This window comes from Streptococcus sanguinis, from assembly GCF_019929225.1.
Lineage (GTDB): Bacteria > Bacillota > Bacilli > Lactobacillales > Streptococcaceae > Streptococcus > Streptococcus sanguinis_J.
The window spans coordinates 189,224-215,503 of sequence record NZ_JAHZPA010000002.1 but is presented as its reverse complement, the minus strand read 5'-3'; the positions used below and the strand labels follow the sequence as shown (position 1 = coordinate 215,503).

General features: G+C 42.9%; 30 protein-coding genes. 6 read left to right on the top strand and 24 right to left on the bottom strand.

From position 1 onward, the window contains the following. Positions 1–132: 132 nt before the first annotated feature. Complete coding sequence (locus K1I80_RS05595; protein ID WP_223312273.1) at positions 133–582, top strand: NUDIX hydrolase; 450 nt, start codon at positions 133–135, stop codon at positions 580–582. Positions 583–649: 67 nt separating this feature from the next. Beyond that, positions 650–952 (top strand): DUF1827 family protein, encoded by a 303-nt coding sequence (locus K1I80_RS05590; RefSeq protein ID WP_002898025.1) that lies wholly within the window; start codon positions 650–652, stop codon positions 950–952. Between the two features lie 25 nt (positions 953–977). On the opposite strand, the gene K1I80_RS05585 is transcribed toward K1I80_RS05590, so the two are convergent. Next, complete coding sequence (locus K1I80_RS05585; RefSeq protein WP_223312272.1) at positions 978–1,412, bottom strand: GNAT family N-acetyltransferase; 435 nt, start codon at positions 1,410–1,412, stop codon at positions 978–980. A gap of 22 nt (positions 1,413–1,434) precedes the next feature. Here K1I80_RS05585 and K1I80_RS05580 point away from each other — a divergent pair, with 22 nt between their 5' ends. Next, on the top strand, positions 1,435–1,890 hold the full coding sequence (locus K1I80_RS05580; protein ID WP_223312271.1) for a MarR family winged helix-turn-helix transcriptional regulator: 456 nt from the start codon (positions 1,435–1,437) through the stop codon (positions 1,888–1,890). Between the two features lie 132 nt (positions 1,891–2,022). Here K1I80_RS05580 and ileS read toward each other — a convergent pair whose 3' ends face one another. From ileS to typA, 13 genes are all read right to left on the bottom strand, one after another. Continuing rightward, positions 2,023–4,815, bottom strand: a complete 2,793-nt coding sequence (ileS, locus tag K1I80_RS05575; protein WP_125434156.1) for an isoleucine--tRNA ligase — start codon at positions 4,813–4,815, stop codon at positions 2,023–2,025. Between the two features lie 283 nt (positions 4,816–5,098). After that, positions 5,099–5,893: a DivIVA domain-containing protein gene (locus K1I80_RS05570; protein WP_002907042.1), complete on the bottom strand. Its 795-nt coding sequence runs from the start codon at positions 5,891–5,893 to the stop codon at positions 5,099–5,101. A gap of 9 nt (positions 5,894–5,902) precedes the next feature. Next, positions 5,903–6,688: a YlmH family RNA-binding protein gene (locus K1I80_RS05565; protein WP_223313237.1), complete on the bottom strand. Its 786-nt coding sequence runs from the start codon at positions 6,686–6,688 to the stop codon at positions 5,903–5,905. Next, the gene (locus K1I80_RS05560) at positions 6,685–6,960 is read right to left on the bottom strand and encodes a YggT family protein (protein ID WP_002896162.1); all 276 of its coding nucleotides are present in this window, start codon (positions 6,958–6,960) and stop codon (positions 6,685–6,687) included. The genes K1I80_RS05565 and K1I80_RS05560 overlap by 4 nt, the downstream gene beginning before the upstream one ends. 5 nt (positions 6,961–6,965) lie before the next feature. Then, positions 6,966–7,553: a cell division protein SepF gene (locus K1I80_RS05555; protein WP_223313236.1), complete on the bottom strand. Its 588-nt coding sequence runs from the start codon at positions 7,551–7,553 to the stop codon at positions 6,966–6,968. A 9-nt stretch (positions 7,554–7,562) separates the two neighbouring features. After that, a complete protein-coding gene (locus K1I80_RS05550) occupies positions 7,563–8,234 on the bottom strand; it encodes a YggS family pyridoxal phosphate-dependent enzyme (protein ID WP_223313235.1) in 672 nt (223 codons plus the stop codon). Between the two features lie 8 nt (positions 8,235–8,242). Continuing rightward, on the bottom strand, positions 8,243–9,520 hold the full coding sequence (ftsZ, locus tag K1I80_RS05545; RefSeq protein WP_223313234.1) for a cell division protein FtsZ: 1,278 nt from the start codon (positions 9,518–9,520) through the stop codon (positions 8,243–8,245). A 16-nt stretch (positions 9,521–9,536) separates the two neighbouring features. Next, a complete protein-coding gene (gene ftsA / locus K1I80_RS05540; RefSeq protein ID WP_002896169.1) occupies positions 9,537–10,895 on the bottom strand; it encodes a cell division protein FtsA in 1,359 nt (452 codons plus the stop codon). 121 nt (positions 10,896–11,016) lie between these two features. Beyond that, a complete protein-coding gene (locus tag K1I80_RS05535) occupies positions 11,017–12,228 on the bottom strand; it encodes a cell division protein FtsQ/DivIB (RefSeq protein ID WP_223313233.1) in 1,212 nt (403 codons plus the stop codon). Beyond that, positions 12,225–13,295, bottom strand: a complete 1,071-nt coding sequence (locus tag K1I80_RS05530) for a UDP-N-acetylglucosamine--N-acetylmuramyl-(pentapeptide) pyrophosphoryl-undecaprenol N-acetylglucosamine transferase (RefSeq protein ID WP_223313232.1) — start codon at positions 13,293–13,295, stop codon at positions 12,225–12,227. The genes K1I80_RS05535 and K1I80_RS05530 overlap by 4 nt, the downstream gene beginning before the upstream one ends. Position 13,296: 1 nt before the next feature. Beyond that, entirely contained in the window at positions 13,297–14,649 is a 1,353-nt protein-coding gene (gene murD, locus K1I80_RS05525) for a UDP-N-acetylmuramoyl-L-alanine--D-glutamate ligase (protein WP_223313231.1), read from the bottom strand. A gap of 230 nt (positions 14,650–14,879) precedes the next feature. Further along, positions 14,880–15,149 (bottom strand): DUF3165 family protein, encoded by a 270-nt coding sequence (locus K1I80_RS05520; RefSeq protein WP_002898040.1) that lies wholly within the window; start codon positions 15,147–15,149, stop codon positions 14,880–14,882. A 23-nt stretch (positions 15,150–15,172) separates the two neighbouring features. After that, positions 15,173–17,020 carry a translational GTPase TypA gene (typA, locus tag K1I80_RS05515; protein ID WP_223313230.1) on the bottom strand — a complete coding sequence of 616 codons (1,848 nt, stop codon included), beginning with the start codon at positions 17,018–17,020 and terminating at the stop codon, positions 15,173–15,175. Positions 17,021–17,200: 180 nt separating this feature from the next. On the opposite strand from typA, the gene K1I80_RS05510 reads away from it, so the two are divergent. Next, positions 17,201–17,926, top strand: a complete 726-nt coding sequence (locus K1I80_RS05510; protein WP_223313229.1) for a pseudouridine synthase — start codon at positions 17,201–17,203, stop codon at positions 17,924–17,926. Between the two features lie 33 nt (positions 17,927–17,959). Here the strand turns inward: K1I80_RS05510 and K1I80_RS05505 are convergent, their stop codons facing one another. The 4 genes from K1I80_RS05505 to K1I80_RS05490 form a co-directional block, all read right to left on the bottom strand. Beyond that, the gene (locus K1I80_RS05505; RefSeq protein ID WP_002896181.1) at positions 17,960–18,199 is read right to left on the bottom strand and encodes a DUF4190 domain-containing protein; all 240 of its coding nucleotides are present in this window, start codon (positions 18,197–18,199) and stop codon (positions 17,960–17,962) included. 89 nt (positions 18,200–18,288) lie between these two features. Beyond that, positions 18,289–18,669 carry a rhodanese-like domain-containing protein gene (locus K1I80_RS05500; protein WP_049543380.1) on the bottom strand — a complete coding sequence of 127 codons (381 nt, stop codon included), beginning with the start codon at positions 18,667–18,669 and terminating at the stop codon, positions 18,289–18,291. 1 nt (position 18,670) lies between these two features. Then, the gene (locus tag K1I80_RS05495) at positions 18,671–18,889 is read right to left on the bottom strand and encodes a YqgQ family protein (RefSeq protein ID WP_002898045.1); all 219 of its coding nucleotides are present in this window, start codon (positions 18,887–18,889) and stop codon (positions 18,671–18,673) included. Positions 18,890–18,981: 92 nt separating this feature from the next. Further along, positions 18,982–19,497, bottom strand: a complete 516-nt coding sequence (locus K1I80_RS05490; protein ID WP_002898046.1) for a Dps family protein — start codon at positions 19,495–19,497, stop codon at positions 18,982–18,984. A 166-nt stretch (positions 19,498–19,663) separates the two neighbouring features. Between K1I80_RS05490 and K1I80_RS05485 the strand changes: the two genes are divergently transcribed. Continuing rightward, positions 19,664–20,326 (top strand): prepilin peptidase, encoded by a 663-nt coding sequence (locus K1I80_RS05485; RefSeq protein WP_223313228.1) that lies wholly within the window; start codon positions 19,664–19,666, stop codon positions 20,324–20,326. On the opposite strand, the gene K1I80_RS05480 is transcribed toward K1I80_RS05485, so the two are convergent. Continuing rightward, on the bottom strand, positions 20,320–20,769 hold the full coding sequence (locus tag K1I80_RS05480; RefSeq protein WP_125380460.1) for an effector binding domain-containing protein: 450 nt from the start codon (positions 20,767–20,769) through the stop codon (positions 20,320–20,322). The two genes, K1I80_RS05485 and K1I80_RS05480, sit on opposite strands and share 7 nt — an antisense overlap. A 78-nt stretch (positions 20,770–20,847) precedes the next feature. On the opposite strand from K1I80_RS05480, the gene K1I80_RS05475 reads away from it, so the two are divergent. Further along, positions 20,848–21,747 carry a helix-turn-helix transcriptional regulator gene (locus K1I80_RS05475; protein ID WP_223313227.1) on the top strand — a complete coding sequence of 300 codons (900 nt, stop codon included), beginning with the start codon at positions 20,848–20,850 and terminating at the stop codon, positions 21,745–21,747. Positions 21,748–21,952: 205 nt separating this feature from the next. On the opposite strand, the gene trpA is transcribed toward K1I80_RS05475, so the two are convergent. Genes trpA through trpD form a run of 5 tightly spaced genes read right to left on the bottom strand, consistent with a single transcriptional unit; the run spans position 21,953 to position 26,280 of the window. Continuing rightward, on the bottom strand, positions 21,953–22,732 hold the full coding sequence (trpA, locus tag K1I80_RS05465; protein WP_223313226.1) for a tryptophan synthase subunit alpha: 780 nt from the start codon (positions 22,730–22,732) through the stop codon (positions 21,953–21,955). Beyond that, on the bottom strand, positions 22,725–23,948 hold the full coding sequence (gene trpB, locus K1I80_RS05460; protein WP_111676181.1) for a tryptophan synthase subunit beta: 1,224 nt from the start codon (positions 23,946–23,948) through the stop codon (positions 22,725–22,727). Before trpB ends, trpA begins: the two co-directional genes overlap by 8 nt. After that, a complete protein-coding gene (locus K1I80_RS05455; RefSeq protein ID WP_223313225.1) occupies positions 23,938–24,525 on the bottom strand; it encodes a phosphoribosylanthranilate isomerase in 588 nt (195 codons plus the stop codon). Before K1I80_RS05455 ends, trpB begins: the two co-directional genes overlap by 11 nt. After that, positions 24,512–25,279, bottom strand: coding sequence for an indole-3-glycerol phosphate synthase TrpC (gene trpC, locus K1I80_RS05450; protein WP_223313224.1), 768 nt, complete (start codon positions 25,277–25,279; stop codon positions 24,512–24,514). Before trpC ends, K1I80_RS05455 begins: the two co-directional genes overlap by 14 nt. Beyond that, positions 25,276–26,280, bottom strand: a complete 1,005-nt coding sequence (gene trpD, locus K1I80_RS05445) for an anthranilate phosphoribosyltransferase (RefSeq protein ID WP_223313223.1) — start codon at positions 26,278–26,280, stop codon at positions 25,276–25,278. The genes trpC and trpD overlap by 4 nt, the downstream gene beginning before the upstream one ends.

The following is a 26,280-nucleotide window of genomic DNA, read 5'->3' as shown; positions in this document are numbered from 1 at the left end:
TTATTATTTGAAGGGGATTTCTTTCAAGGACTATCATTCTTTTTCTGTCCAATAAACCGAGTAAATTCTTGACAGCTGGTCCTTAGTCCATTATGATAGATAGTAAACTGACTAGAGATTGAGGATATTAGAATGACAAATCCAACCTTTGGTGAAAAGGAAGCAAATGTAGAATATGTGACCCGCTACGGAGTCTATGCCGTTATCCCAGACGAAAAGAAAGAAAAGATTATTTTGGTTCAGGCGCCTAACGGGGCTTGGTTTCTGCCCGGTGGAGAGATTGAAGAGGGGGAAAACCATCAGACTGCCCTTGAACGCGAGCTGATGGAAGAACTTGGGTTCACGGCCCAGCTTGGACGCTATCTTGGACAAGCTGATGAATATTTTTACTCTCGCCACCGCGACACCCACTTCTACAACCCAGCCTACCTGTATGAGGTCACCTCTTTCCAAGAAGTCCAAAAACCGTTGGAAGATTTCAATCAGTTGGCCTGGTTCCCAGTCGATAAAGCTATCGAAACACTCAAACGCGGCAGCCATAAATGGGGTATCCAAGCTTGGAAAAATACGCTTAAAGCTTAAAGAAATCATTCACAATTCATTGCAAACATGTTATAATAATAGCAGGTATAGAGCAGGAGGAAATCGTATGAAGCTTATTAATACAACAAACAGTCATGCTGACCTTGTCAAAAGCCAATTGGAAAGCACCGATGCGATATTAGTCGAAGTTTATTCTGCTGGAAACAGCGATGTTGTTTTTACACAAGCTCCTCTTCACTATGAAATTTTGATTTCAAACATGCACCGTGCTGTACGCGAACAGGAAATCGAAAAAATCAGAGAATTTTTCTTGAAGAGAAAAATTGATGCAAATACTATTGATAGAGCTGCTATCCGCACGATTTACGCTAATAATCTAATCGAAATTTCCATTCCTGTGAAACAGTAAAAACTAAGGCATCGCCTTAGTTTTTTTATTGTTTATAGATCATGGTAATGTGAGGTGTCGATTCAAAAATAAAGGGTTGGCCAACTGATTTGAAGCCATACTTTTCATAGAGAGTAGCCACCTGAACCTGAGCCTCTATTTCAATTTCCTTTCCTGGCCATTTCTCAGCACATAATTGCAAGATTTCTCTGATAAGCTGTCCTCCTAAGCCCTGTCCTCGTGCTGACTGAGCTGTGACTACTCGACCAAAGACTAAATGCTCTCCCTCTTCAAAGACACGGGCATAAGCATCAATTTCCCCTCGTTTATTAGCATGGTAAACATGCTCGGCTTCTAGGTCCTTCTCATCCAGTTCATGATAAATACGCTCCTGCTCCACCACAAAGGTGTCAATGCGCAATTTTAAGATTTGATAAAATTCTATCGGGGTCAGCTCTGTTAATTTTTTCCTAGACCACATACTTGTTTCCTCTATCTTTTTAATGTATAATAAGTGCAAATGCAACTATCAAGGAGTTCCTATGGATTACCGTCAACTTTTCCGTCAAATGGGCTTTATTTCCAGACAAGCCATGATGAAAATGAATCAGAAAGCCAGTAACTACGGCCTAGACAATAATTTGTTTCTACTGCTCATTCGCATCGTCGAAAATGAAGGTCTCAGCCAATCACAACTAGCAGAGATGGTGCAGATTGACAAGACTACCCTCAGCCGATCTCTAGGAAAGCTAGAAGATAGAGGCTTGATTATTAAAAAGACCAAAGCCCAAAATAAGAAGTTCAAAGAGCTCTATCCTAGCAGTCAAGCTCTCAAACTCTACGACCAACTGATTGGCTTTGAAAATACCTACGCCAGTCAGGCTCTGCAACAACTGACTTCCTCTGAGCTCTTTCAGCTCCAAAACATTTTGGCTAAAATAAGCACTCCTAAGTTATAAGTAGTATAACAGAAATTAGTTGCAAACGCAACTGTTTGTGTTTTCTTAGTTTTAATTTAACAAATTTTCAAATCAATCTATCTAAAAAATGGCTTACCACTAAAGGGCAAAGCCATTTTTTATTTTGGAAACTTACTTGCTCTCAAAGCCTTCTGAGACAGCTTGAGCAAAATTTTCTTCTAAAATTTCTGCACAGTGGTCACAGACAAGAGCTTGATAACTGCGCTCTTTAACTGTTGTGTCAATGCGGCGGCAGCGATCACAGACTTGCCCCTGCGCATGCTCTACGACAAAAGCTACATCTTCAAAAACTAGAGCGCCTTCTGGAGCAGATCCTTCAGCAATCGTTAATTGTGAAACGATAAGAAGCTGAGCCACATCGCTATTGACTGCCTTCAGCAAGGTCTTGATGACTTCATTCGGATAGACAGTCAGGTGTGCTTCCAATGATTTCCCGATAACCTTCTCATTGCGGGCTTCTTCCAAGGCTTTCTGAGCCTGACTGCGGAAATCCATAAAGGCAGACCAAGTGTCCAAAATTTCTTCTTGACTTGGGAAAGTCTGAGCTTCAGGCAATTCAGATAGCTGAACAAATTCTTCACTTTCATGCTCCAGGTAAGACCAAATTTCTTCTGCTGTGTGTGGCAGAATCGGTGTCAACAGCTTGGTAATCTTGACTAAAATGTCATAGAAAACAGTCTGCATCTGACGACGTTCCAATGATTTAGCTGCTTCGATATAGACGACATCTTTGGCAAAGTCCAGATAGAAAGCGGACAAGTCAACGGTCAAAAAGTTGACAATCGCTTTATAAATAGTTAGAAACTCAAAGTCCGCATAAGCCTTACGAATAGTCTCTACTAATTGATTGAAGCGGATAGTCATGTATTTATCAACGGAGCGAAGTTCTTCGTAAGCTACGGCATCCTCAGCTGGATTAAAGTCAGAGGTATTGGCAATCAAGAAACGCAAGGTATTCCGAATCTTACGGTAGGTTTCAGAAACTTGACCCAAGATATCCATAGAAATGCGTACGTCATTGCTGGAGTCGACACTGGTTACCCAGAGACGCAAGATTTCCGCACCAAATTGTTTTTCCACGTCACTTGGAGCAATGGTATTTCCAAGGGATTTAGACATCTTTTCACCCTTGCCATCTAGAGCAAATCCTTGTGACAAGATTTGTTTGTAAGGAGCCACGCCATGGTTAGCAACTGATGTGATAAGGGATGAATTGAACCAACCACGGTATTGGTCTGAACCTTCTAGATAAAGATCAGCCGGGTAAGTTAACTCAGGACGGTTGACCACTACACCATTCCATGATGAACCTGAGTCAAACCAAACGTCCATGATGTCCGTTTCCTTGGTAAATTCACCATTTGGAGAACCTGGATGAGTAAATCCTTCTGGTAAGAGGTCTTTTGCTTCACGCTTCCACCAGACGATAGAGCCGTGCTCCTCAAAGAGCTGAGCCACGTGTTCGATGGTTTCTGCTGTCATGATTGGTGTTCCGTCTTCGGCATAGAAGATTGGAAGTGGAACTCCCCAAGCCCGCTGACGAGAGATAACCCAGTCGCCACGGTCACGAATCATATTGTAGAGGCGTACTTTCCCCCATTCAGAATGGAATTTAACCTTGTCAATTTCATCTAAAATTTCTTGACGGAATTTAGAAACAGATGCAAACCACTGTGGTACTGCCCGCCAGATGATTGGCTTCTTAGTACGCCAGTCAAATGGGTATGAGTGAGAAATTTCTTCTTGAGCAAGGAGCAAGTCACCAAGCTTTTCAATAACCGTCGGCACAACCTTATCATAGAACTGGCCTTCAAAGTCAGGACCAGCATTTTCCATCATGATACCGCGCTCATTGACTGTCACAGCAACTTCCAGTCCATTGGCTACACCGACATGGTAGTCATCCTCACCAAAACCAGGCGCAGTATGGACAATACCAGTACCAGAGTCTGTCGTAACATGGTCACCCAAAATGACCAACTCATCTACAGCAGTATCCCATGGGTGGGTCGTCACGATCTGGTTCAATTCTTGACCACGGTAGGTAGCTAAAACTTGAACATCGGCCCAGCCAAATTTCTCAGACAAGCTGTTCAATAATTCAGACGCTACAATAAACTTACGAGATTCACCAGCTGGTTGAACGACTACGTAATCAATATCTGCTCCAACAGTCAAACCACGAGAAGCTGTAATAGTAAACGGAGTTGTTGTCCATACGACGATGTAAGTATCTGTGTCCAATACTCCTTTACCATCTTTGACGCGGTTAGCATAGTAGAGAGAGGTGGAAACCAAATCATGGTATTCAATTTCTGCTTCAGCAAGAGCTGACTCAGAAGACCAAGACCAGTAAACTGGCTTAGCGCCACGGTAGATGTAGCCTTTCTTAGCCATTTCGCCAAAGACACGAATCTGAGCCGCTTCATAATCAGAAGTCAAAGTAACATAAGGATTATCCCAGTCACCAGAAACACCCAAACGCTTGAAGTCCTCTTTTTGCTTTTCGACTTGGCTAAGCGCATAGTCCCGACACATGTTGAGGTATTCTACCAAGTCCAACTCTTTGCGCTTAACGCCTTGTTTTGCCAATACCTGCTCAATCGGAAGACCATGCGTATCCCATCCTGGAATGTAAGGCGCATAGTAGCCAGCCATAGACTTTGAGCGAACAATGATATCTTTGGAAATCTTATTCATAGCATGGCCAACGTGAATATTCCCGTTAGCGTATGGCGGGCCATCATGTAGGACAAAATGTGGCTTGCCTTCATTCAATTCCTGACGGCGTTGATAAAGCTTAGCTTCATCCCATTCCTTCTGCCAGATTGGCTCCTTATTTGGAAGACCGGCCCGCATAGGAAAAGCAGTTTTTCCAAGGTTAAGTGTTTCTTTCAGTTTCATTCTATTCCTCTTTATTTTTAAAATTACAAATTAAAAACCGCAAACTTCTCCAAAAAGGACGAAAATTCGCGGTACCACCTTTGTTTAGGCAAGACAATAGCATAATGCTCCTCTTGCCCCTCTTTGTCCGTAACGTGGACTGCCGTCTCATCCTACTGATTTCAGACGAAAGTTCTGTAAAATGATAGCCCAAGCAAGATGGACTGCAGATCTCTCACCATCATCTGCTCGCTGAAAGTATTTTGCTTGGTCTGTGTTTTTACAATCTTAGTTTCTTTAAAAATTATAAAATATTTACTGGAACTTTTTGTTCCCCATTTGTATCATCATCGTGATGGTCAGCTTCTGAGTTTTCCTCAGCTGCATGAGCTTCTATATCTTCATCGCTGAGCGGAGAAAAAGCTTGGGTCGCAGCCAATTCTCGGTTTGCAGCTTCAATGCGCTCTTGCAACTCAGCCATTTCTTCTGGAGAAAATTGACGTGTAACATCTACTTCTTCCTCGCGGACAACTGCTTCTTCTCCCAGAACCTCAGATACAACTTCCTTGAAGGCTTCATCGCTGGTTTGCAGATAAGTAGCTGTCGGACGAAGGATTTCTTCCCATTCAGACGAATCCACAATGCTGAGTTGGCTCTCAATGGTTGACTTCAAACGTTGATGGAAGACACGCGTTTTATTTTTCAGTTCTTCAGTTTCAATGGCTACTTTCTTAGCATTGTCAGCTGCCTGACGCAAAATTTCATCAGCCTTATACTTAGCTCCATCTAACAAATGCTGCGCATCCTGCTCTGCCTGACGGACAATATTCGTAGACCGCTCGTTGGCAGCAACTTTAACGCGCTCAGCAGTATCTTGAGCAATCAAAACAGACTGGCTGAGAGAGTCTTTCATCTCATCAAAATATGTCAGACGTTCTTCCAGATTGCGAATTTTTGCTTCTTTTTCATGGTTTTCGCGAACCAAGTCCTCGTAATCACGGACAACGATGTCAAGGAATTCATCTACCTCTTCAACATCATAGCCTCTAAACTTGGTTCCAAAGGATTTATCTTTAATTTCTAATGCTGTAAGTGTCATAGTTCCTCCTCATTTACTAGCTAATAATTCAACGGTTAACTTATGTTTTCCATTCTTGGAAAGGCCATTTTCTCTTAAAACCTTAAATCTTCCAAATCGTCTAACGCTAATCAAGTCTTCAAGCCCGACCTGCTGGCTGGGATTGTCATTAACAGCATAGTTCATTTTCACATGCTTGCCAGAAATCAGCTGAGCAGCCTGGCTTCTTGATAACTTAAAGGTGCTGGCTACCAACTTGTCCAAGCGAAGACTAGACGCTAAAATTTCTCTGGTGACAGCCTGCTTCTGCTCTTTCAGCTGCTCTGCAAAGGAAACTTCCCTTAGTTTGACAGGCATCTTTGCAATTTTAGAGACATGATCTATAAAATACTGGGACAGTCTCTTATCTACAAAGAGCTGAGCGCGGTCTCCAACCACAAGAATATCGCCAAAGGTCCGTCTTTCAATCCCTAATTGATTAAGCAAGGTTCCCATAATCTGCGAATGACTGATTTTATAAAATTTGCTTGCATAGGAAATTTCCAGCAAGCTCAATTCAAAATCATCCATATTCAGTTGGTAATAAGAAGGCGCCACAAGAACTCTTGCCAGTTCACTTGGAAAAAAATCCGTACTAGCAAAGACTTGCACATCATATTGCTTGCCAATATTCTTCAGGATTGAGACCTGATGGGGATTCAGAAAAGACGTTGTTTCAAACGCATAGGTATCTTGAACCCGCTGAAGCAGCTCCAGACTCCTATCAATAAACTCTCGATCCTCATGCGAAAAATGTTGATATAAATCTTTCATCATAATAACATTAGTAAGACGCTTATTAAATAAAAGACCACACGATTTAAAAGGTTTAAAGCCAGAATTGCAACCCAAACGGTAAAGTCCAGCCCTGCAAACTGCAAGGGAAGACGGCGGAAAAGTTTTAAATACGGTTCTACAATTCGTGTTAAAAACTCTCCGAATTTGGTTTGATAGGCTCCTGGAAACCAAGACAGAAGTGCATAGACAATCAAGGCAATGCTATAAAGATCGAAAAGATTAGAGATGGCACGAATTACAAAATATAACATATCTCTTATCTACTGCGCTTCATATCAAAGTCGAATTCGCTGATTTCAACATCGTTTGGCAGGCGGATGTCTTCCACATTTACCACTACATTAATCGGAGTCAGCAAATACATAGTGCTTGCAACTTTTTTCAAATTTCCAGCCAAGACATAACGCGCACCGTCTAGGTAGTCTAAACAGCGACGAGCCTGTACCTCAGTCATATACTGGAAGTCAATCAGGATGCTTTCATTGGCCAAAAGCAGGTCAACAATTTCAGTCGCTTCCTCATATCTCCTCGGATAACGAACATCAATCGTAATCTTCTCATCCGCATTTGCACGGTGCTGAGCCAATTCCTGCTGACGTGCATGCAGTCTGGTAATATTCTCTGTCGAAGATTTCTGTTGTGGCTGTGGTTTAGGCTGTGGCTTGGCCGCAGCAACCGGACGAGGAGCTGGCTTGCTCTCTCTGACTGGCTTAGACTGAACCAATTCAGGCTTCTGCTTAACAGGCGCTGCAGGTCTGCTGACAGTCTGCTCCTGAACCTCAGTCTCATCTCCATCTTCTGTAAAATAATCTATAAATTTATCAAATCTATCTTTTAATGACATATTTCTTTCCTATTTAAAAAATGCTGTACCAATTCTGACATAGGTCGAGCCATGGGCAATTGCTTCTGGATAATCACGGCTCATTCCCATGCTTAATTCAGAAAAGGGCATATTATTTAACTGTTTCTTTTTTAATTCTTTTTGTAGTTGATGAGCCTTTTCAAAAATTTGGTTCAGCTCCTCATGACTAGCTTCAAACGGAGCCATAGTCATCAATCCCACAATTTGAACATTTTCTAATTTTTCAAGTTCAGGCAGGACAACTTCAAGTTCTTCAACTAAAAAGCCATGCTTGCTCTCTTCTTTAGAAATATTCACCTGCAGGAAACATTTAATCACATGTTCAGCCCGTTTGTCAATCTCCTTGGCCAATTTTACAGAATCTAAAGCGTGAAAGTAATCAACATAGTTAATCACATCCTTGACTTTTCTCCTCTGCAAACTACCGATCAGGTGCCAGGTCAGATTCTCATCTTTCAGAGCATGGTATTTATCTAGAAATTTATCTACCCGATTTTCTCCGATATGCTGAATACCTGTACGAACAAGCTCCTGAGTTGTTTTGCAGTCAACATATTTGGTAACTGCAATGATATTTACTGAATCTTTCAAACGCTGGGCTTGCTCCGCCGCTTGAGCGACGGATTGAAAGACCAACTCTTTATTATTCTGCAAATTCATGATTTAGATTAACGATTTCTGAAGAATGGAGGTGTTTCCAATTCATCATCATCTTCATTAGTTTCTGCATAGCGTTCCACACGTGCTGACGAACTTGGTTCAGCCTGACGAACAATCGCTTCGCGACGAAGATCCCAATCACCAAAGGCTGAACCTTTAGGCGCGTCCGTTCTTTGACGCGTTGGAGCAGGAATATCAACCGTTTCGGTCATATCAAAGTTTCGTTCAAACTGTCCTGAGCGAACTTCGCGATTTGGCTCAACTTGCTGCGGACGGTTTGGACTAGTAGGTTGTGGTGTCTGACGAATGCCGCTGACCTTTTCAACCTTGTCCTGACGGACACCAGTAGCTACAACAGTCACGCGGATTTCATCCTTCATGGACTCATCAATCGCAGTACCGAGCCAGATGTTCACACCATGACCTGCTGCTTGGTTGACAATTTCTGAAGCTTCTTCTGCTTCAATCAAGGTCATATCTAGGCCACCAGTAACGTTGACAATTACGTCCTCTGCACCATCAATGGTTGTTTCCAAAAGAGGTGAGTAAATAGCTTTGCGAGCAGCTTCGATGACGCGTTCTTCACCGCTACCAACACCAATTCCCATCAAAGCATTACCCTTGTCTGCCATAACTGTTTTCACGTCGGCAAAGTCAAGGTTAATCAGTCCTGGGCTGGTAATCAAGTCAGTAATCCCTTGGACACCTTGGCGAAGAACATTATCTGCTTCACTGAGTGCTTCAAGGAGCGGAGTCTTCTTGTCTACAATTTCAAGCAAGTTGTTATTTGAGATAATCAAGAGTGTATCTACATGTTCGCGAAGTTCGTTGATTCCTTCTACTGCAAAGGTTCCACGCTTACTTCCTTCAAAACCGAAAGGACGTGTAACTACCGCAACAGTCAGAGCACCAACATTTTTTGCGATACGAGCAATCACTGGAGCAGCACCTGTCCCAGATCCACCACCCATACCAGCAGTGATGAAGACCATATCTGCTCCTTGCAGAGCTTCGGTCAGGACTTCTTCGCTTTCTTCAGCTGCCTTACGTCCTACTTCAGGCTGCCCTCCGGCACCAAGTCCGCGAGTCAGCTTAGGACCGAGCTGAATAACTGTTTCAGCTTTGGCACTGCTAAGAGCTTGAACATCTGTATTTGCTGCGATGAATTCAACACCAGCAACACCTTCATCAATCATTCGGTTGATGGCGTTACCGCCACCTCCACCGACACCAATAACTTTAATTACTGCGCCTTGTGCAGCAGCAGCGTCAAATGAAAATGTCATATTCTATGTATTCTCCTTAATCAAACATTTTGCCAATTAGGTTGCGCATCCGATCTGTAATACCAGTTTTTGGTTCTTGGTTTGGCACATCAGCACTGGCAACTGGAACTTCTTGAACCGGTTCCTCAGGAATCTCATCAGCTGGTTGAGGTTCAAAGCGTGGTACTGACTGAGCAGGACGCTCAAAGGATACAGGTCGATGGCGCAGTTGCTCATCACCATGAACAGCAACCTGAGCCAGCATATCCACATCTGTTAAGTTTCCAGCATACTCTGACAGGCTGATAACATGTGCAAAGGCTGGATTGCGAATGCCGATTTGATTTGGCACATAAAGCTTGACATTCACGCCAAACACTTCCTGAGCCAGCTCAACCACTCCTGGAAGAATAGCTGCTCCACCAATAATCACAATGCCGCCTGGCAACTCGAGGAGATGCCTTCTATCTAAATCGCGTTTGATTTGCTCAAAGATGTGTTGGATACGAGCAGAAATAATCTCAGCCAGATACTTTTCAGTTACTTCAACCGGCTCAATCTCTCCAATCACTTCTACTTGGAAGGACTCTGTACCAGCTTCAGGAACATAAGCAGATCCATAGTTAAACTTGAGACTTTCAGCCAACTTTTGTGAAGTCTTCAAAACCTTGGAGATATCCTTGGTTACGTAGTCGCCGCCTTCTTGGTATATATTCGTATATTGAAGCTCTTGACCTTTAACAGAAGCCACTGTAGTTTGACCGCCACCCATATCAATAACAGTTGCACCAAACTCACGTTCCCCTTCGTTCAAGATTGACTTAGTCATTGCCAATGGGGAGATAATTACGTTCTCAAGCTGAACTCCCGCGCGCTCCACTGTCTTGCGGAGGTTGTGGAGAATAGTCCGTGGTCCAGTGTAGAGAAGTCCACGCATTTCTAAGCGAATCCCCATCATACCGCGTGGGTCACGAATCCCTTGGAAACCATCCACTACAAACTCTTCTGGGATGAAAGTAATCACTTCGCGGTCAGGAGTCATACTCTTAGTCAGAGCAGATCTAACAACATTCTCTACATCTGTATCTGTGATTTCCTTAGAATCACTAGTCACAGGAATCATACCCTGAGTTGGCTCAATCTGTAAGAGATTAGCCGGAAGTCCGACATTAACTAAACCAATTGAAATGCCTGCCTTTTCTTCTGCTTGAGAAATAGCTGTCTTAATAGCAGCAGCAGCAGCCTCAATATCAACAATAATTCCATCTTTAACGCCAGCGCTTTTTGCATTGCTGACCCCAATAACATTCATTTCATCGTTGATGTGCTCTGCCACCAACACTTTAATTGAGCTAGTTCCTATATCTAATCCAGTAAAAAAGCCGTCTCTAGCCATTACACCAGTCCTCTCTATCTTCCATGTTTCCGGTCTATACTAATAACGCTAAAAATTAGAGTTACCCAAGCTTTATTATAACATAAAGAAAATGAAAATGCGCAGTTTTTCTACATATAATTTAGCGATTTTCGGTATTTCCCGGGTTTTCTGTTGAATTTTGTGGCTCTGCAGATTCTTGTTCTTGACTTTCTGTCACCTGCTCAGCCGCTTGTTCTGTTGGCTGTCCCGTCGCTTCCTCTTCTGCTTTCTGCTTTTCTTCGTCAGAAGAAGACGACTCGTTTTGAGCTCCTTCAACATAACTAAAAATCCCTGCTTCCATATCTACAACACTAGGTACATCCTCTTCCAACTGTGATTGGATTCCCTTGTAATATGGCAGTTTTTTGGCAATATGCGAAATTGGTACCAAGACTTTGTTGCCATCATGCATGGTCAGCGTAACCAAGTCCGGTGTCACCTTGCTTGGAGTCAGCTGAACTGTCTTAATATTTTTCTTGACCGAAGCCGGTACCTTTTCAATTTGAAGGGCAAATTCCTTAATCAATTTTTTATCTGAAAACTCTATCGAAATATGGGTTTCTGGCAAAGAATCTGCAGCAGTCGGGTCCGAAATAATCTCCCCATTTGTCAGAATAGGATAGTACTGCCCGCCCTCATGCAGATAGGCCAGAACTCCGTACTCCTTGACCTTTACCTGAAAAGTAATCGGAAACTGATAAGCCATCTCCAGGTTGTTAATCCAAGGACTAGAAGCTTTCATATTGCGGATATGATTGCCGCCATTGATAAAGGTTGTTAAAGTATAGTCCTTCTCATCAATCTTACTGCTTTTGAGCAGATCTTCCTGACTGACCATTTGATTCCCTGAAAATTCGATTGTCTTCATGGTCGCCAGTGGCGTCAAAAAATAAACTGACAGGAGAAAAATCAAGCCACTGCCCAGCAAAACCGGCAGTGCTCGATAAATATGAATCCTCGAGATATGCACCTTAGCAGCTTCTTTTTCTGCCTTTTTCTGAAGTTTCTCCAGTTTTTTGCGCTCTTTCTCGCTCAATTCAGTCTCTAGCTCAGATTCAGATGATTCATCTTCTAAATACTCTGTTTCTTCCTCTTCATAAGATGAGTCATCTTCTTCCGTCTCTTCAGCTATTTCTTCGCTTTCAATTGAGTCCTCAGCTTCAGCTTCTTTTGCTTCCTCTTTTTCCAGCTCCTTTTGTTTGCTGGCCTCTTCCTGAGCCTTCTTTTCAAGATATTCTTTGTTTCGTTTCTGCCATTCAGAGAGGTGCTCACTTACCTCTTCCTTTGGCTCATCGTGGTTTTTCTTGCTCATTTCTTTCCCTTGTCAATATCCGCTTTCAATAAAGCATAAAATTCATCTACAGACTTGATTTCCTGAGAATTTTTCATAGCTTGATGATAAGAAGCCTGGTTCGCCAAAAGGTCATCAAGAGCTGTCTGTAAATTGCTCATATCCAGCTGTTCCTCTGCCAATTGCTTGGCATATCCCTTTTCCACAAAATAATCGGCATTTTCAATCTGATCGCCGCGGCTGGCTTCGCGTCCCAGAGGAACAATAATGTGCAGCTTAGCCATGGCCAAGAGCTCAAAGATTGTATTGGAACCGCCACGGGTCACCACTACATCTGCCAAGTCCATCAAAGGCTGATAGAGCTCGGTCACATAGGCTTTTCGAAAGAGACGGTCAGACAAAACATCCAAACTTGCATCGCCTGTCAGATTGATGATGTTATAATGCTCGGTCAGTGCAGCTTGATTCTGGCTGACAAAGTTATTAAAGACCTTAGCACCAGCAGAACCGCCGACAAAAAGCAGTGTGGGCAGTTCTCTATCAAAATATTGACGAATTTCTTCTAGTTCCTGCGGTGGGACTGACTCTTGGTTACCGACCTTGGTCACAGCTCCGACATGCTCAATCTTGGTCAGACTGGAAGGTTGCTCAAAGGTCGCATACATCTTGGTCGCACACTTATAGGCAATTTTATTGGCCAAGCCAATGGATAGATCCGACTCATGAACATAGACAGGCACTCCTGACAGTCGGGCTGCAATCACGGGCGGAACGGACACAAAGCCTCCCTTAGAAAAGAGCGCCTGCGGCCGTACCTTGAGCATAATGCCCAGCGACTGGAAAATACCCCAGACGACCTTAAAGCCATCCAGCAGATTCTGCCAAGAAAAGTAGCGACGAAGCTTGCCCGTAGCTACCGAATGGAAGGTCACGTCTAGTCCAGACTTTTGGATTTCCTGGTACTCAATACCATGCTTATCGCCAATATAGTGGACCTGCCAGCCTTCTTTGATAAATTTCGGAATCAGGAGAAGGTTGAGGGTTACATGCCCGACCGTTCCTCCACCTGTAAATACAATCTTTTTCATCTTAACCTTTTAATTCTTCAAATGCAGCGAGAAATTCATCGCCACGGACTTCAAAATTACTATACATATCCCAGCTGGCATTGGCAGGACTAAGCAAGACAATGTCTCCTGGCTCCGCTTGAGCAAAGGCCTTATGAGCCGCATCCCGGACATCAGTCGCATCCAGATAAGAAACACCAGCCTGATCAGCCGCCCTCTTTACACGCGCAGCTGATTGTCCTAAGATAACCATTTTCTTAAGACCTTTGAGGTCAGGCACCAACTCGTCAAATTCATTGCCACGGTCCAAGCCGCCTGCAATCAGAATCACCTTGCTATTGTCAAAACCAGACAGGGCTTTCTGGGTTGCCAAGATATTGGTAGACTTACTGTCATTGTAAAAGGCAACCTCATTTACCTGCCCCACATACTGAAGACGGTGCTTAACACCCCCAAAAGCTGACAAGACTTCTTTAATCGTCTGATTGTCAATACCACGAAGCTTGGCTACTGCAATCGTAGCCAGAGCGTTTTCAACATTGTGACTGCCAGGAACGCCGATTTCAGCCGCCTGCATAATCGCTTCTCCACGGAAGGTCAAGACATCACCCTCTAAATAGGCACCATCCACCTTTTCAGTCGTTGAAAAAGGCACAACAGTAGCCTGAGTCTGGCTAGCCATTTCCTTTGCCCAATCTTGATTGAAATTCAAAACCAGATAATCATCAGCTGTCATGTTTTTCTGGACATTCCACTTGGCAGCTGCATATTCCTCAACAGAGCCGTGATAATCCAAATGAGTCGGCATGAGGTTGGTAATAACAGCGATTTGCGGATGAAAAGCCTCAATCCCCATCAACTGGAAGGAAGACAGTTCCATGACCAGTGTATCCTTGCTGCTGGCTGTTTGGGCTACTTGACTAGCAGGAAAACCGATATTACCAGACAATAAACCGTTTTGACCGCCAGCCGTCAAGACTTGCGCAATCATGGTTGTGGTCGTCGTCTTACCATTTGAACCCGTAATACCAATAATCGGTGCTTCTGAAATTAGATAAGCCAACTCTACTTCAGTGATAACAGGAATCTTCTTTTCAAGAGCTCGAACGACCATGGCATTGTCATAAGGAATACCCGGATTTTTCACCATCAATTCAAAGTCTTCGTCCAATAACTCCAAAGGATGGCCTCCTGTCACCACTTTTATACCTTCTTCTAGCAAGGATTGAGCAGCAGGATTTTCCTCGAAAGGTTTACCGTCGTTAACTGTCACGATAGCTCCTAATTTATCTAAAAGGCGAGCAGCTGACTCACCCGACTTGGCCAATCCCAGAACCAAAACCTTTTTATTGGCAAAATTTGCTATATTTTTCATAAGCAACCTCTTCCATTCATACTTCACTCTATTTTACCTTTTTTTGTGGAAATAAAAAAGTCATAGGAGTCTTTTATTTTCGACTGTAAGCAAGTTTTGAAAAAAATGATATGTTTTCATCTATTTGAAATATTTTGTAACATAAACCTATTATTTTTGTAAAAATATAGATCAACAAAAAAGCAAGATCTCAAAAAGTCTATCTAGCTTTCTAAGTTCTTGCTCATTTATTATTCTTCATCAAAATTCTTTTTTGATTTCTTAGGCGGCTTGAGGCGATTGATATCCCGTAAAGCCAAGACGGTCACTACGGATAGGCCGAAGCCTACAAAATATTCAGCCGGCAACTGGAAAATTTTAAAAATGCCTAAGCCAAATAAGATAATTAAGGCTACAATCAGTAGCACCATGGTCACTGCATTAACAGTCCCTTTAATACTGGATGGAACAGCAAAAATGTAGAAAAAGAGGATTAAAATCCCAATGATAAGATAAACCATTTTGCTGCTCCTTTCCTTTTTGCTTATTCAGCTGCAGCTGATTTTTTCTTTTTATTGGCTTTTTCGCGTTCTTGTTTGTTCAAAATTTGCTTACGCAGACGAATAGATTCTGGCGTTACTTCCATGTACTCATCATCGTTCAAGAACTCCAGCGATTCTTCCAAGGTCAAGATACGTGGTGTCTTGATAACTGCTGTCTGATCCTTGGTTGCAGAACGAACGTTGGTCATCTGCTTGGCTTTAGTGATATTAACAGTTAAGTCATTTTCACGAGAGTTTTCACCGATGATCATTCCTTCATAAACCTCAGTACCTGGGTTAACAAAAATAGTTCCGCGCTCTTCGATAGACATGATAGAGTAGGTCGTTGCCTTACCAGCATCGATGGAAACAAGCGCACCACGGTGACGTCCACCAATTTCACCTGGAATCAATGGCAAGTATTGGTCAAAGGTATGGTTCATGATACCGTAACCACGGGTCATTGACAAGAACTCAGTTGAATATCCGATCAAACCACGCGCTGGAACAAGGAAGACCAAACGAGTTTGACCATTACCAGTTGAGATCATATCCAACATTTCACCCTTACGTTCAGAAAGGCTTTGGATAACAGATCCTTGGTATTCTTCTGGAGTATCAATTTGGACACGCTCAAATGGCTCGCACTTAACGCCATCGATTTCTTTCACGATAACTTCTGGACGAGATACTTGCAGCTCATAACCTTCACGACGCATTGTTTCAATCAGGATTGACAAGTGTAGTTCACCACGACCTGAAACGATCCACTTGTCTGGTGAATCAGTTGGGTCAACACGAAGGGAAACGTCTGTTTGCAATTCTGCTTGCAAGCGTTCTTCCACCTTACGAGAAGTTACCCATTTACCTTCTTTACCAGCAAATGGTGAGTTGTTGACCAAGAAAGTCATTTGAAGAGTTGGCTCATCGATGTGTAGGATTGGAAGAGCTTCAACTGCGTCTGTCGGAGTGATGGTTTCACCGACAAAGATATCTTCCATACCGGAAACGGCAATCAAGTCACCCGCTTTGGCTTCTTGGATTTCACGACGTTCCAAGCCAAAGAAACCGAAGAGTTTTGTAACACGGAAGTTTTTTGTTGTTCCGTCTAGTTTAGAAAGGGTAACTTGGTCCCCAACCTTAACAGTACCACGAAAGACACGTCCGATACCGATACGGCCAACGAAGTCATTATAGTCCAAAAGTGAGACTTGGAACTGCAAAGGCTCATCTGAATTGTCCACTGGCGCTGGGATATGGTCGATGATGGTATCAAAGATTGGTGCCATTGTTTTTTCTTGATCAGCTGGATCGTCTGACAATGAAGATGTTCCGTTGATAGCTGAAGCATAAACAACTGGGAAATCAAGCTGGTCATCATCTGCACCAAGCTCGATGAAGAGTTCCAATACTTCGTCCACTACTTCTGCTGGACGAGCTGATGGTTTGTCAATTTTGTTGACAACAACGATTGGGACAAGATCCTGTTCAAGGGCTTTTTTCAATACGAAACGAGTTTGTGGCATGGTTCCTTCGTAGGCATCTACAACCAAAACAACACCATCAACCATTTTCATGATACGCTCAACTTCTCCACCGAAGTCCGCGTGTCCTGGTGTATCCATAATGTTGATACGAGTTCCGTTATAAGCAACGGCTGTATTTTTAGCAAGGATGGTAATACCGCGCTCTTTTTCAATATCGTTTGAATCCATAGCACGCTCTGCCAACTCTGTACGAGCATCAAGAGTTTCAGATTGCTTCAATAATTCGTCAACGAGGGTTGTTTTCCCGTGGTCAACGTGGGCGATAATCGCAATGTTACGGATATCTTCTCTTAATTTTGTCATGATTTCCTCTGAATTTTTAAATTTTATTTCTAACTGAACAATTATACCACAGACGCAGGCAAAAAACACGGCTTTGATGAGTGTAAATGTTTTCATTAAAAAATATGGGAGCTCCATGAGGATTTGCATTTCCCATCCTGAAAATTTATGTTATGATTTAGAAAAAAATAAGGAAAACAGATGCGCCTCGACCAACTGCTGGCTGCTAATTGTATCAGCCGAAAAAAGATGAAACAAAGCCTTTTACAAAAACAGATTTTAGTGGATGGTAAACCCGCCTGCAAACTCAGCCAAAACGTTGATACCGGCCTGCAGCAGATTACTTTTCAAGGAAAACAGGTCGGCGGCCCTGCCCACCGTTACTACATGCTGAATAAACCCGCAGATGCAGTCACTGCCAATCGCGACGCTGAAAAATTGACTGTTCTAGATTTGCTGGACAAGGAGATAGAGAAAGAAAATCTTTACTCTATCGGACGGCTGGATAGAGATACCGAAGGCCTTCTTCTGATTACCGACAATGGTCCTTTGGGATTTCAGCTGCTGCACCCTCAATATCATGTCGAAAAAACTTACTATGTAGAAGTCAATGGACCTTTGACCCCTCAGGACAAAATTGCCTTTCAAGAAGGCATTCGCTTTTTAGACGGTACCATCTGTCAGCCTGCCCAGCTTTCTATCCTCTCTACCAGCTCCAGTCTGAGCCGTGCTACCGTCAAGATTTCCGAGGGGAAATTCCACCAGATTAAAAAGATGTTTCTGGCAATTGGTGTCAAGGTCACCTATCTCAAGCGAATTCAATTCGGAGATTTTACATTAGACCCAGACCTAGCAAAAGGCGATTACCGTGCTTTGAACCAAGACGAATTAGAGATCATTAAAAAATATTTGGAGAAAAGTCGGTGAAACAAAAAAGCTTTAAAAAATAAAGCTTTTTTGTTAGTAGCCTGCTCCGTTCATAAGTACCATGACATTTAGAATCCAAACAATTACGGAAATTACAATCCCTACGATACCCAGAATTTTTTCTGTTTTATAGTCTAATTTAGACTCTTTTTGATGTGAATTAGCCAACACCAAACCTATAATACCCAAAATAAGACCTACCAATGGAATGAAAAAACCAAAGATGATAGATAGGATGCCTAAAACAAGAGAGGATTTTTTCTTTTCTTGCATGTTCTAAAAACTCCTTAAAATTAATATTAATTTATTATAACATAAGAAACTAGCTTTGTATATATAATGCGACAAATTTTTGATTTATGTTAACTAGCCTTCACCTTGCCATTCCAAGAATCCAACCCATAAGAAAGAATATAGATTTCTTTAAATCCTTGTTTTTTCAGATACAGAGCCGCATTGGTCACGCGTTGACCACGACTATTTTCATAGAGGAGAACAGCCTTGTCCTTGCGAAGTGCACCGACACTGTCCTTGAGCTGCTGAGATGGAATATTGCGAGCGCCTAAGATATGCTTCCGATGGAAATCAGCTGGATCCCGCAGATCAACCAACTGACCTTGGCGAATCAGGTCTTCAAATTCCCCATTATCCACGATTTTTGCTGCCTGACGAAGGCGCAAATAATTAAAGCCCATCCAGCCAATTATTCCCAAAAGTACCGCCCACAAAATCCAAATTGTCATCTCAAGTCTCCTTTTTCTTTTCTAAATATTCTAACTCTAAGCGATGTTCTCGGCGCAAGACTGCCTCTGCCTCAAAATAAGCTAGCTTATCCATTAGACCAGCATCATAAATTCTCTTCAGCTCGATTTTCATCATCTCAATATCGTAAAGGCGCTTGCCCATATAGATAATGATTCCGAAACTTTTAAGAAATTGCTGAACATCATACAGGGTTTTCATGAGCTATATTTTATCAGATTTTCCAGCGCTTTTCAAGATGAAAAAACAGAAAGGAAAGCCTGTTTCCTTTCTGTTTCGCATGGATATTTTTTTTATAAACCTGGTGCTTGACCAATTTCAGCTGTCAGCATCCAGATAGTCTTTTCAAGGTCAGCCTTGGCACCGACAAAGATATCATTGGTTACATCGTCCCCTTCTTCGTCTGTTACATCCAAAGCTTCTTGGTAAAGACCTGTCAGATAACGGAAAATCTCAATCACACGCGCCAGACTTTCTTCTACATTCTTGCTGAACTCACCAGCTTTTTCTTCAATCTTGCTGTGTTGGATAAACTCGGTCAAGGTAGAATAAGGCTTGCCTCCCAGTGTAATCAAGCGCTCGCTGACTTCATCCAAAGTTGTATCCAAAGTTTCCATGTATTCATCCATTTTTGGATGCCAAACCATGAAGCCTGCGCCACGCATATACCAGTGAACTTGGTGAAGAGCGATATGAGCTGTATAAAGATCTGCCACAACTTGATTAAGAATAGCCTTAGTCTTTGGCAAAGCCTTTTGATTGCTAAAAGTTGCTACGTCAGTTGCTGCACCATTTTTTACTTGTGTCATTGTATCTACCTCGTTTTTATTTATAATGATTCTAATCTTTTTAGATTATGGTTTAATTATAATGTTTCTAAATAAGAAAGTCAAGACAAAAGTTTCAAAAAAGGACTTTATTAGAAAAGTTGCAAAATTTCAGAATTTTTCTGTTTAAATTTACGAATAAATAAGTATGATTCACCTATACTTTTTTATCGTTGGTACTGTCTTTGCCTCATTCCTAGGCTTGGTCATCGACCGCTTCCCAGAGCATTCTATCATTGCTCCCGCTAGTCATTGCAATACCTGCGGGAAAAGATTGGCACCGCGTGATTTGATTCCTATTTTTTCACAAATCATGAACCGTCTTCGTTGCCGCTTCTGTGGAGACAAGATTCCCTTACGCTATTTATTTTTTGAATGTATCTTGGGCGGTCTTTTTCTGGCAACTTCGCTTGGCACGATTTCCATCAGTCAACTCCTACTATTCACTATGGGCTTGACCCTAGCCATCTACGATCAAAGAGAGCAGCAATATCCCCTGATGGTCTGGCTGGTTTTTCAGTTCTTGATGATGATGACAGCAGGCGTCAATCTTCTCATGCTCTTCTTTTTAACCCTAGGACTTCTAGCCTTCTTTTATAATTTTCGTATTGGAGCTGGCGACTTTCTCTTTCTGGCGTCCTGCTCAGCTATTTTCAGCCTGACAGAGATTCTCATTCTTATCCAAATCGCTAGCTTCTCTGGCCTCGCCTGCTTCTGCTTTAAAAAGAAAAAAGACAGGCTAGCATTTGTACCTTGTCTTTTGTTTGGTGTGGTGGTGATTATTTTCTATAAATCCCTACTCTTTTACTGAACTGGAACCCAAAGCTCAACTTCTGCATCCATAGGATTCCCGTTTAAAAGTATTTCTAAGATAATTCCATCTTGGTAAAGGGAACTGCTTTCTTCCTCAAAAAAGTTATCCTCCAATTGGTCAAACAGGAGTCTTGATTTATCACCACTGGCTGAACTTACTAAATAATCTTTCTCTGGGACGAGAATGCTTTCGTAGCCTGCCACAGCATTCTTTGCCGCAACTCCTGCGTAGTATTGAATACCATCTTTATGAGGAACAATCAAAGCATAGCCTTTTTTATCTAGAGAATGGGGCATCAATTTCCCCAGCATTCCTTCTTTAAACAACTGAGCATAGAACGCGGTCTTCTCTTTAGAATAGTGCTGTTCATGAACCGTAGTTCCTTCTATCAAAATACTCCTGCCAATCAGGGTAAACGATGGTTTGGTTTGATGTTTCATTATATGAACTCCTTTCTTTATGGTATAATCATAACAAAAATAATATGACAACTATCTGTCATATTTAAGGAGAAAATCATGAAAATTGACCGTCAAATGGGAATCATTTCTCATTTAGTAAATCAACGAAAAACAACAGCTAAAGAACTATCAGAACTTTTTAAAGTCAGCACCCGAACTATTATGAGAGATATTGATGATTTATCTCTTGCAGGCATTCCTCTCTATGTAATGAAAGGAAAAAACGGAGGAATTTTTCTTATGGAAGACTTTCAAACTGATAAACCTCCCCTGACTCAATCCGAACGACTTTCAATCGAATCCGGTTTAAAAAGTCGCTATCAAGTATTGGAAGATGCCTCTACTTTCAATGCTATATTGAAATTAAATGCTACCAATACATACTCTGATTTCGAAATTGATTTGTCTCTATCTCAAGGGAACTTGGAAATACGCACTTTGATTTTTAAGTTATTGGAAGCTATTAGAGGTAGAGTAAAAATAAAATTTTCCTATATTAATTCACAAGGACTGGTAAGTCAAAAAAATTGTGAGCCTTACCGTATCGTCTATAAGGACCGGAGTTGGTATATGGATGCCTACGATACTGAAAAAGCGCGTTTTTCTGTTTTTAAAGTTGCTAGAATTAGTGGACTTACTCTCTCCGATACTTTTTCAAAAAGACATTTTACACCACTTCCCTATGATGGTGGTACATGGATGAATGAAAACAAAGTACCTGTCATCCTACATGTCCAGAAAATTGTCCTTGATCGATTTGTGGAACTCTTAGGCTATAATGCCATAAAACCTATTAATAGCAATATTTACGAGATTACTTATCCTTTAAACGACAATGATTGGGGATACAATACCTTGCTTGCTTTTGGAAAATACATCACTGTTATATCTCCTAAGCATTTCTTGAAACATTTCACCAGCTATATAGATACCATTCATAAGCAATATCCAAACTAATATTCAATCAACATCAAAAATCAAACATTTCTTAAAAATGAATTATACGAAACTTACTTTTTTATGGTGATAAAATTCAAGAACATGGGTCAGGCTCTAGTTCTTATCCAAATCGCTAGCTTCTCTGGCCTCGCCTGCTTCTGCTTTAAAAAGAAAAAAGACAGGCTAGCATTTGTACCTTGTCTTTTGTTTGGTGTGGTGGTGATTATTTCTTATAAGCTGCTGCTTCTTGGATAAAGGCCGCTATACTGGCGTCCTTTTCATGAAGAGCTTTGACAATCTTAGATCCGACAATGACTCCATCTGAGACTTGATTGAAGCGGTCAACATCCTCTAAAGTCGAAACGCCAAAGCCCGTCAGTACTGGAATCTCTGCAATATCATGGAGTTTACTCAAATGCTGGTCCAAATCATCGCGGTAGCTTCCGCTCTTACCCGTCACACCATTGATGGCTACAGCGTAGATAAAACCTTCAGCTTCCTTGATCAGCTCCTGCTGACGTTCTAGACCAGTCGTCAGGCTCACTAAAGGAACTAGAGCTATATCTGAATCTTCCAGCAGGGGCAGAATAAAATTCCTGTGCTCGTAGGGAAGATCCGGAATAATCAATCCTTTAACCGGTGTCGTAGCCAAATCCTTGACAAAATCTTTGAGCCCGTACTGGAAAATAGGATTGAAGTAGGTCATGATGATGAGAGGTAGCTGAGTGTCCAACTTCTGCAAGCTTGCAACTAAAGACTTGGCCGAAGTATGGTGACCCAGACTTCTCAAACCGGCTTCTTCAATAACTGGCCCATCTGCAACAGGATCTGAAAATGGCAGACCGATTTCAATGGCTGACACACCCAAGTTTTCCAAAAATGAGATAGTTTCTGGTAATCCGGCTAAACCTTTCTCGTGATCGCCAGCCATGATATAAGGAAGGAAAATTCCCTTACCTGCTTTTTTGATAGCTTCTAAATGCTGAGTGAGTGTTTTAGTCATGGGCACCTCCTTTTTGAGCCGCTTCACTTTCCAAGCGTTCCTTTACCTGAACGACATCCTTGTCACCACGACCGGATAGGCAGACGATCATTGATTTATCTGGTCCCAACTCCTTAGCCAACTTAACTGCGTAAGCAATAGCGTGACTAGACTCTAGAGCAGGAATAATCCCTTCGATACGAGATAGGAGCTGGAAGGCTTCCAAGGCTTCTTCATCTGTGACTGGGACATAAGTCGCGCGCTGAATAGCATTAAAATGAGAATGTTCGGGACCGATGCCCGGATAGTCCAGCCCAGCAGAGATAGAGAAAGCTTCCAGAATCTGCCCTTGCTCATCCTGCAAGACATCCATCAAGGCACCGTGTAAAACACCCGGCCGGCCCTTGGTTAAGGTCGCAGCATGTTCATCTGTATCGATGCCTCGCCCAGCTGCTTCTGTTCCATACATAGCCACTGAGCTATCGTCTACAAAAGGATAAAAGAGTCCAATAGCATTAGAACCACCGCCAACACAGGCGACTAAAGCATCTGGTAATGCCCCTGCATTTTGCTCAGCAAACTGGCGCTTGGCCTCACGCCCAATCACACTCTGATAGTCACGGACAATCTCTGGGAAGGGATGAGGTCCCAAGGCCGACCCCATAATATAGTGAGTATCATCGACCTGAGCCACCCAAGCTCGCAAGGCAGCATTGACTGCATCCTTGAGAACTCGAGAGCCATCGGTCACAGACTCTACCTTGGCTCCCAGAAGTTCCATCCGAAAGACATTGAGGGCTTGGCGCTTGACATCTTCTTCACCCATGTAGATAGTGCAGTCCATGTTGAAAAGGGCTGCAGCTGTGGCGGTGGCTACTCCGTGCTGGCCCGCACCAGTCTCGGCAATAATTTTCTTCTTGCCCATTCGCTTGGCCAATAGGACCTGGCCTAGAGCGTTATTGATTTTATGGGCCCCGGTATGGTTGAGGTCTTCCCGCTTCAGATAAATCTTAGCACCGCCAGCATAGGCTGTCAGATTTTTAGCAAAATAGAGAGGATTTTCTCGCCCTACATACTGCTTCAGCAACTCATCCAGCTCAGCCTGAAAGGCTGGGTCTTTTTTACTCTCACGGTAGGCTTTATCCAATTCCAAAACTGCTGTCATCAGCGTTTCGGGAACAAAGCGCCCACCAAACTCACCGTAAAATCCTTCTTGATTGGGTTGATTATATGCCATCTTTCACTCTTTCTATAAATTCTTTTATCTTTTCTAAGTCCTTCTGGCCATCAGTCTCAATACCGCTTGAGACATCTACTGCGTAAGGGGCGAAGTGCTGAATAGCGTCTCGAACATTTCCTGCATTCAAACCACCGGCAATAAAGAAAGGCTGGTGGATTTGACTCTTATCAAAAGCTTGCCAGTCAAAGGTCTGACCACTACCAGCAAGAGGTGCATCAAAGAGCAGGTAGTCCGCTTGTTGGCTGACTCCTTTTAACGCTCCCTTGACCTGATAAGCTCGAATAACCGGACGGCCGATCTCAGTCAGAAGCTCTTCATCAAAATCACCATGAATCTGCACCAAATCCAGATTTGCCACTGAAATAGCTTCCTGCAACTCTGCCAAGCTCGGAGAGACGAAAACTCCTACCTTTCGGACAGCAGGCGGCACCAAGGCAGCTAGCTCCTGAGCTTGATCCAAACTGACCCTCCGACGGCTCTCAGCAAAGACAAAGCCAATGTAATCTGCACCAGCCTGGCATGCCGTTTCCACAGCGCTGGCCGTTGATAAGCCGCAAATCTTAACCTTTGTCAATTTTCAGCTCCTTGATTTTTTCTGCTACATTCTCAGCCTGCATCAGGGCTGTTCCGACTAAAACCGCATGGAAATAAGGAGCTACTAGCTCAGCATCTTCCTTGCTGAAAATAGCGGACTCAGACACGTAAACTCTGTCATCTTTGAAATGGGCAGATAGCTGAAGACTTGTATTGATATCAGTCTCAAAAGTAACTAGATTGCGGTTATTGACACCTATTATCTGTGCTCCTATTCTATGGGCAATTTCCAGCTCCGCCAGATTATGGGTTTCGACCAGAACTTCCAAGCCTAAACCTGTCGCAAAATCATAGAGTTCTTGCAGCCGCTTTTCAGACAAGGCAGCCACAATCAGAAGAATAACTGTCGCTCCTGCATTGCGGGCGCGAACAATCTGCTTTTCATCAATGATAAAGTCCTTATTGAGGGTTGGAATGGTCACTTGACTGGAAATCTCTCTCAGGTAATCCAGATGTCCTTTGAAGAAAATCTCATCTGTCAGGACCGAAATCATGGCTGCACCGCATCGTTCATAGGTGCGAGCCTGCTCCACAATATCCACACCGAGATTAATATCTCCCAGACTGGGGCTGGCTTTTTTAACCTCAGCAATCAGCTGCAGCTCTTGAGGACGACTTTTGAGATATTCATAGAGGGAATAGGTCGAGCGCAGAGGTTGCAGCTCTTCATAAGACATAGCCGCCACTTCCTGCTCTTTTTGCTTTAGAATGGTTGGGAGAAATTCTTTACTCATTTCTGATACTCCTGTAGTTGCTTGAGTTTTTCATAGGCTGCACCGCTTGCAATTACTTGGCGGGCCAAAGCTATTCCTTCTTCTATGCTGTCTGATTTCCCATTAGCATAGAAGCCCAATCCCGCATTCAGCACTGTCGTTTCTAGATAGGGACTGGATTGATTTTGCAGGACAGATAGCAGAATTTCTGCATTTTCCTTGGCATTGCCCCCACGAATCGCTTCAAGAGCTATCTCTTCCATGCCAATATCTGATGGCAGAAAGCTGTGCAGGCTGATTTTCCCATCTTCCAGCAGAGCGTACTGGGTTCGGCCATGAAGACCCGCCTCATCCAGACCATCTGGACCTGACACAACTACCGCACGCTTGCGGCCCATATTTTTCAAGACCTCTGCCGTACTCTCTAGCATATCTGGTCGGCTGGTCCCCAAAAGCTGAGTTTCTAGACTCATGGGATGGATGAGCGGACCGGTTAGGTTCATGATAGTGGGAATGCCGAGGCTAAGACGAGCTGGCATGATGTATTTCATGGCAGGGTGCATATTCTTTGCAAAGAGAAAGACGATACCTGTCTGCTCAAAAACCTTGCCCAAGCTAGCAGCATCCAAGTCTAGATTGATACCCAGAGCTTCTAAGACATCAGCTGAGCCTGACTTAGAAGAAATAGATCGATTGCCATGCTTAGCCATCTTAATCCCGCCACCTGCCAGTACAAAAGCTGCCGTAGTTGAAATATTGAAGCTGAAAGACTTGTCTCCACCGGTACCGCAATTGTCCATGGCAGTGCGAATAGTGGTCGGAATCTGCTTAGCGTGGCCTCGCATTACCTGAGCCAAAGCAGTTCGTTCCTCAATTGTCTCCCCCTTCATCTTAAGCCCCAGCAAGAAAGCTACAATTTGAGACTCTGTCACCCGTCCGGTGACAATACGCTCAATCACATCTGTCATCTCAGCGCTGCTTAAATCCTTAAAATCAGCTAGTTTTGCAATAATTTCTTTCAT

Bases quoted from the DNA above. Each gene is read 5' to 3' on its own strand.
- K1I80_RS05595 (WP_223312273.1), top strand. From the start codon at position 133: ATGACAAATCCAACCTTTGGTGAAAAGGAAGCAAATGTAGAATATGTG.
- K1I80_RS05590 (WP_002898025.1), top strand. From the start codon at position 650: ATGAAGCTTATTAATACAACAAACAGTCATGCTGACCTTGTCAAAAGC.
- K1I80_RS05585 (WP_223312272.1), bottom strand. From the start codon at position 1,412: ATGTGGTCTAGGAAAAAATTAACAGAGCTGACCCCGATAGAATTTTAT.
- K1I80_RS05580 (WP_223312271.1), top strand. From the start codon at position 1,435: ATGTATAATAAGTGCAAATGCAACTATCAAGGAGTTCCTATGGATTAC.
- ileS (WP_125434156.1), bottom strand. From the start codon at position 4,815: ATGAAACTGAAAGAAACACTTAACCTTGGAAAAACTGCTTTTCCTATG.
- K1I80_RS05570 (WP_002907042.1), bottom strand. From the start codon at position 5,893: ATGACACTTACAGCATTAGAAATTAAAGATAAATCCTTTGGAACCAAG.
- K1I80_RS05565 (WP_223313237.1), bottom strand. From the start codon at position 6,688: ATGATGAAAGATTTATATCAACATTTTTCGCATGAGGATCGAGAGTTT.
- K1I80_RS05560 (WP_002896162.1), bottom strand. From the start codon at position 6,960: ATGTTATATTTTGTAATTCGTGCCATCTCTAATCTTTTCGATCTTTAT.
- K1I80_RS05555 (WP_223313236.1), bottom strand. From the start codon at position 7,553: ATGTCATTAAAAGATAGATTTGATAAATTTATAGATTATTTTACAGAA.
- K1I80_RS05550 (WP_223313235.1), bottom strand. From the start codon at position 8,234: ATGAATTTGCAGAATAATAAAGAGTTGGTCTTTCAATCCGTCGCTCAA.
- ftsZ (WP_223313234.1), bottom strand. From the start codon at position 9,520: ATGACATTTTCATTTGACGCTGCTGCTGCACAAGGCGCAGTAATTAAA.
- ftsA (WP_002896169.1), bottom strand. From the start codon at position 10,895: ATGGCTAGAGACGGCTTTTTTACTGGATTAGATATAGGAACTAGCTCA.
- K1I80_RS05535 (WP_223313233.1), bottom strand. From the start codon at position 12,228: ATGAGCAAGAAAAACCACGATGAGCCAAAGGAAGAGGTAAGTGAGCAC.
- K1I80_RS05530 (WP_223313232.1), bottom strand. From the start codon at position 13,295: ATGAAAAAGATTGTATTTACAGGTGGAGGAACGGTCGGGCATGTAACC.
- murD (WP_223313231.1), bottom strand. From the start codon at position 14,649: ATGAAAAATATAGCAAATTTTGCCAATAAAAAGGTTTTGGTTCTGGGA.
- K1I80_RS05520 (WP_002898040.1), bottom strand. From the start codon at position 15,149: ATGGTTTATCTTATCATTGGGATTTTAATCCTCTTTTTCTACATTTTT.
- typA (WP_223313230.1), bottom strand. From the start codon at position 17,020: ATGACAAAATTAAGAGAAGATATCCGTAACATTGCGATTATCGCCCAC.
- K1I80_RS05510 (WP_223313229.1), top strand. From the start codon at position 17,201: ATGCGCCTCGACCAACTGCTGGCTGCTAATTGTATCAGCCGAAAAAAG.
- K1I80_RS05505 (WP_002896181.1), bottom strand. From the start codon at position 18,199: ATGCAAGAAAAGAAAAAATCCTCTCTTGTTTTAGGCATCCTATCTATC.
- K1I80_RS05500 (WP_049543380.1), bottom strand. From the start codon at position 18,669: ATGACAATTTGGATTTTGTGGGCGGTACTTTTGGGAATAATTGGCTGG.
- K1I80_RS05495 (WP_002898045.1), bottom strand. From the start codon at position 18,889: ATGAAAACCCTGTATGATGTTCAGCAATTTCTTAAAAGTTTCGGAATC.
- K1I80_RS05490 (WP_002898046.1), bottom strand. From the start codon at position 19,497: ATGACACAAGTAAAAAATGGTGCAGCAACTGACGTAGCAACTTTTAGC.
- K1I80_RS05485 (WP_223313228.1), top strand. From the start codon at position 19,664: ATGATTCACCTATACTTTTTTATCGTTGGTACTGTCTTTGCCTCATTC.
- K1I80_RS05480 (WP_125380460.1), bottom strand. From the start codon at position 20,769: ATGAAACATCAAACCAAACCATCGTTTACCCTGATTGGCAGGAGTATT.
- K1I80_RS05475 (WP_223313227.1), top strand. From the start codon at position 20,848: ATGAAAATTGACCGTCAAATGGGAATCATTTCTCATTTAGTAAATCAA.
- trpA (WP_223313226.1), bottom strand. From the start codon at position 22,732: ATGACTAAAACACTCACTCAGCATTTAGAAGCTATCAAAAAAGCAGGT.
- trpB (WP_111676181.1), bottom strand. From the start codon at position 23,948: ATGGCATATAATCAACCCAATCAAGAAGGATTTTACGGTGAGTTTGGT.
- trpC (WP_223313224.1), bottom strand. From the start codon at position 25,279: ATGAGTAAAGAATTTCTCCCAACCATTCTAAAGCAAAAAGAGCAGGAA.
- trpD (WP_223313223.1), bottom strand. From the start codon at position 26,280: ATGAAAGAAATTATTGCAAAACTAGCTGATTTTAAGGATTTAAGCAGC.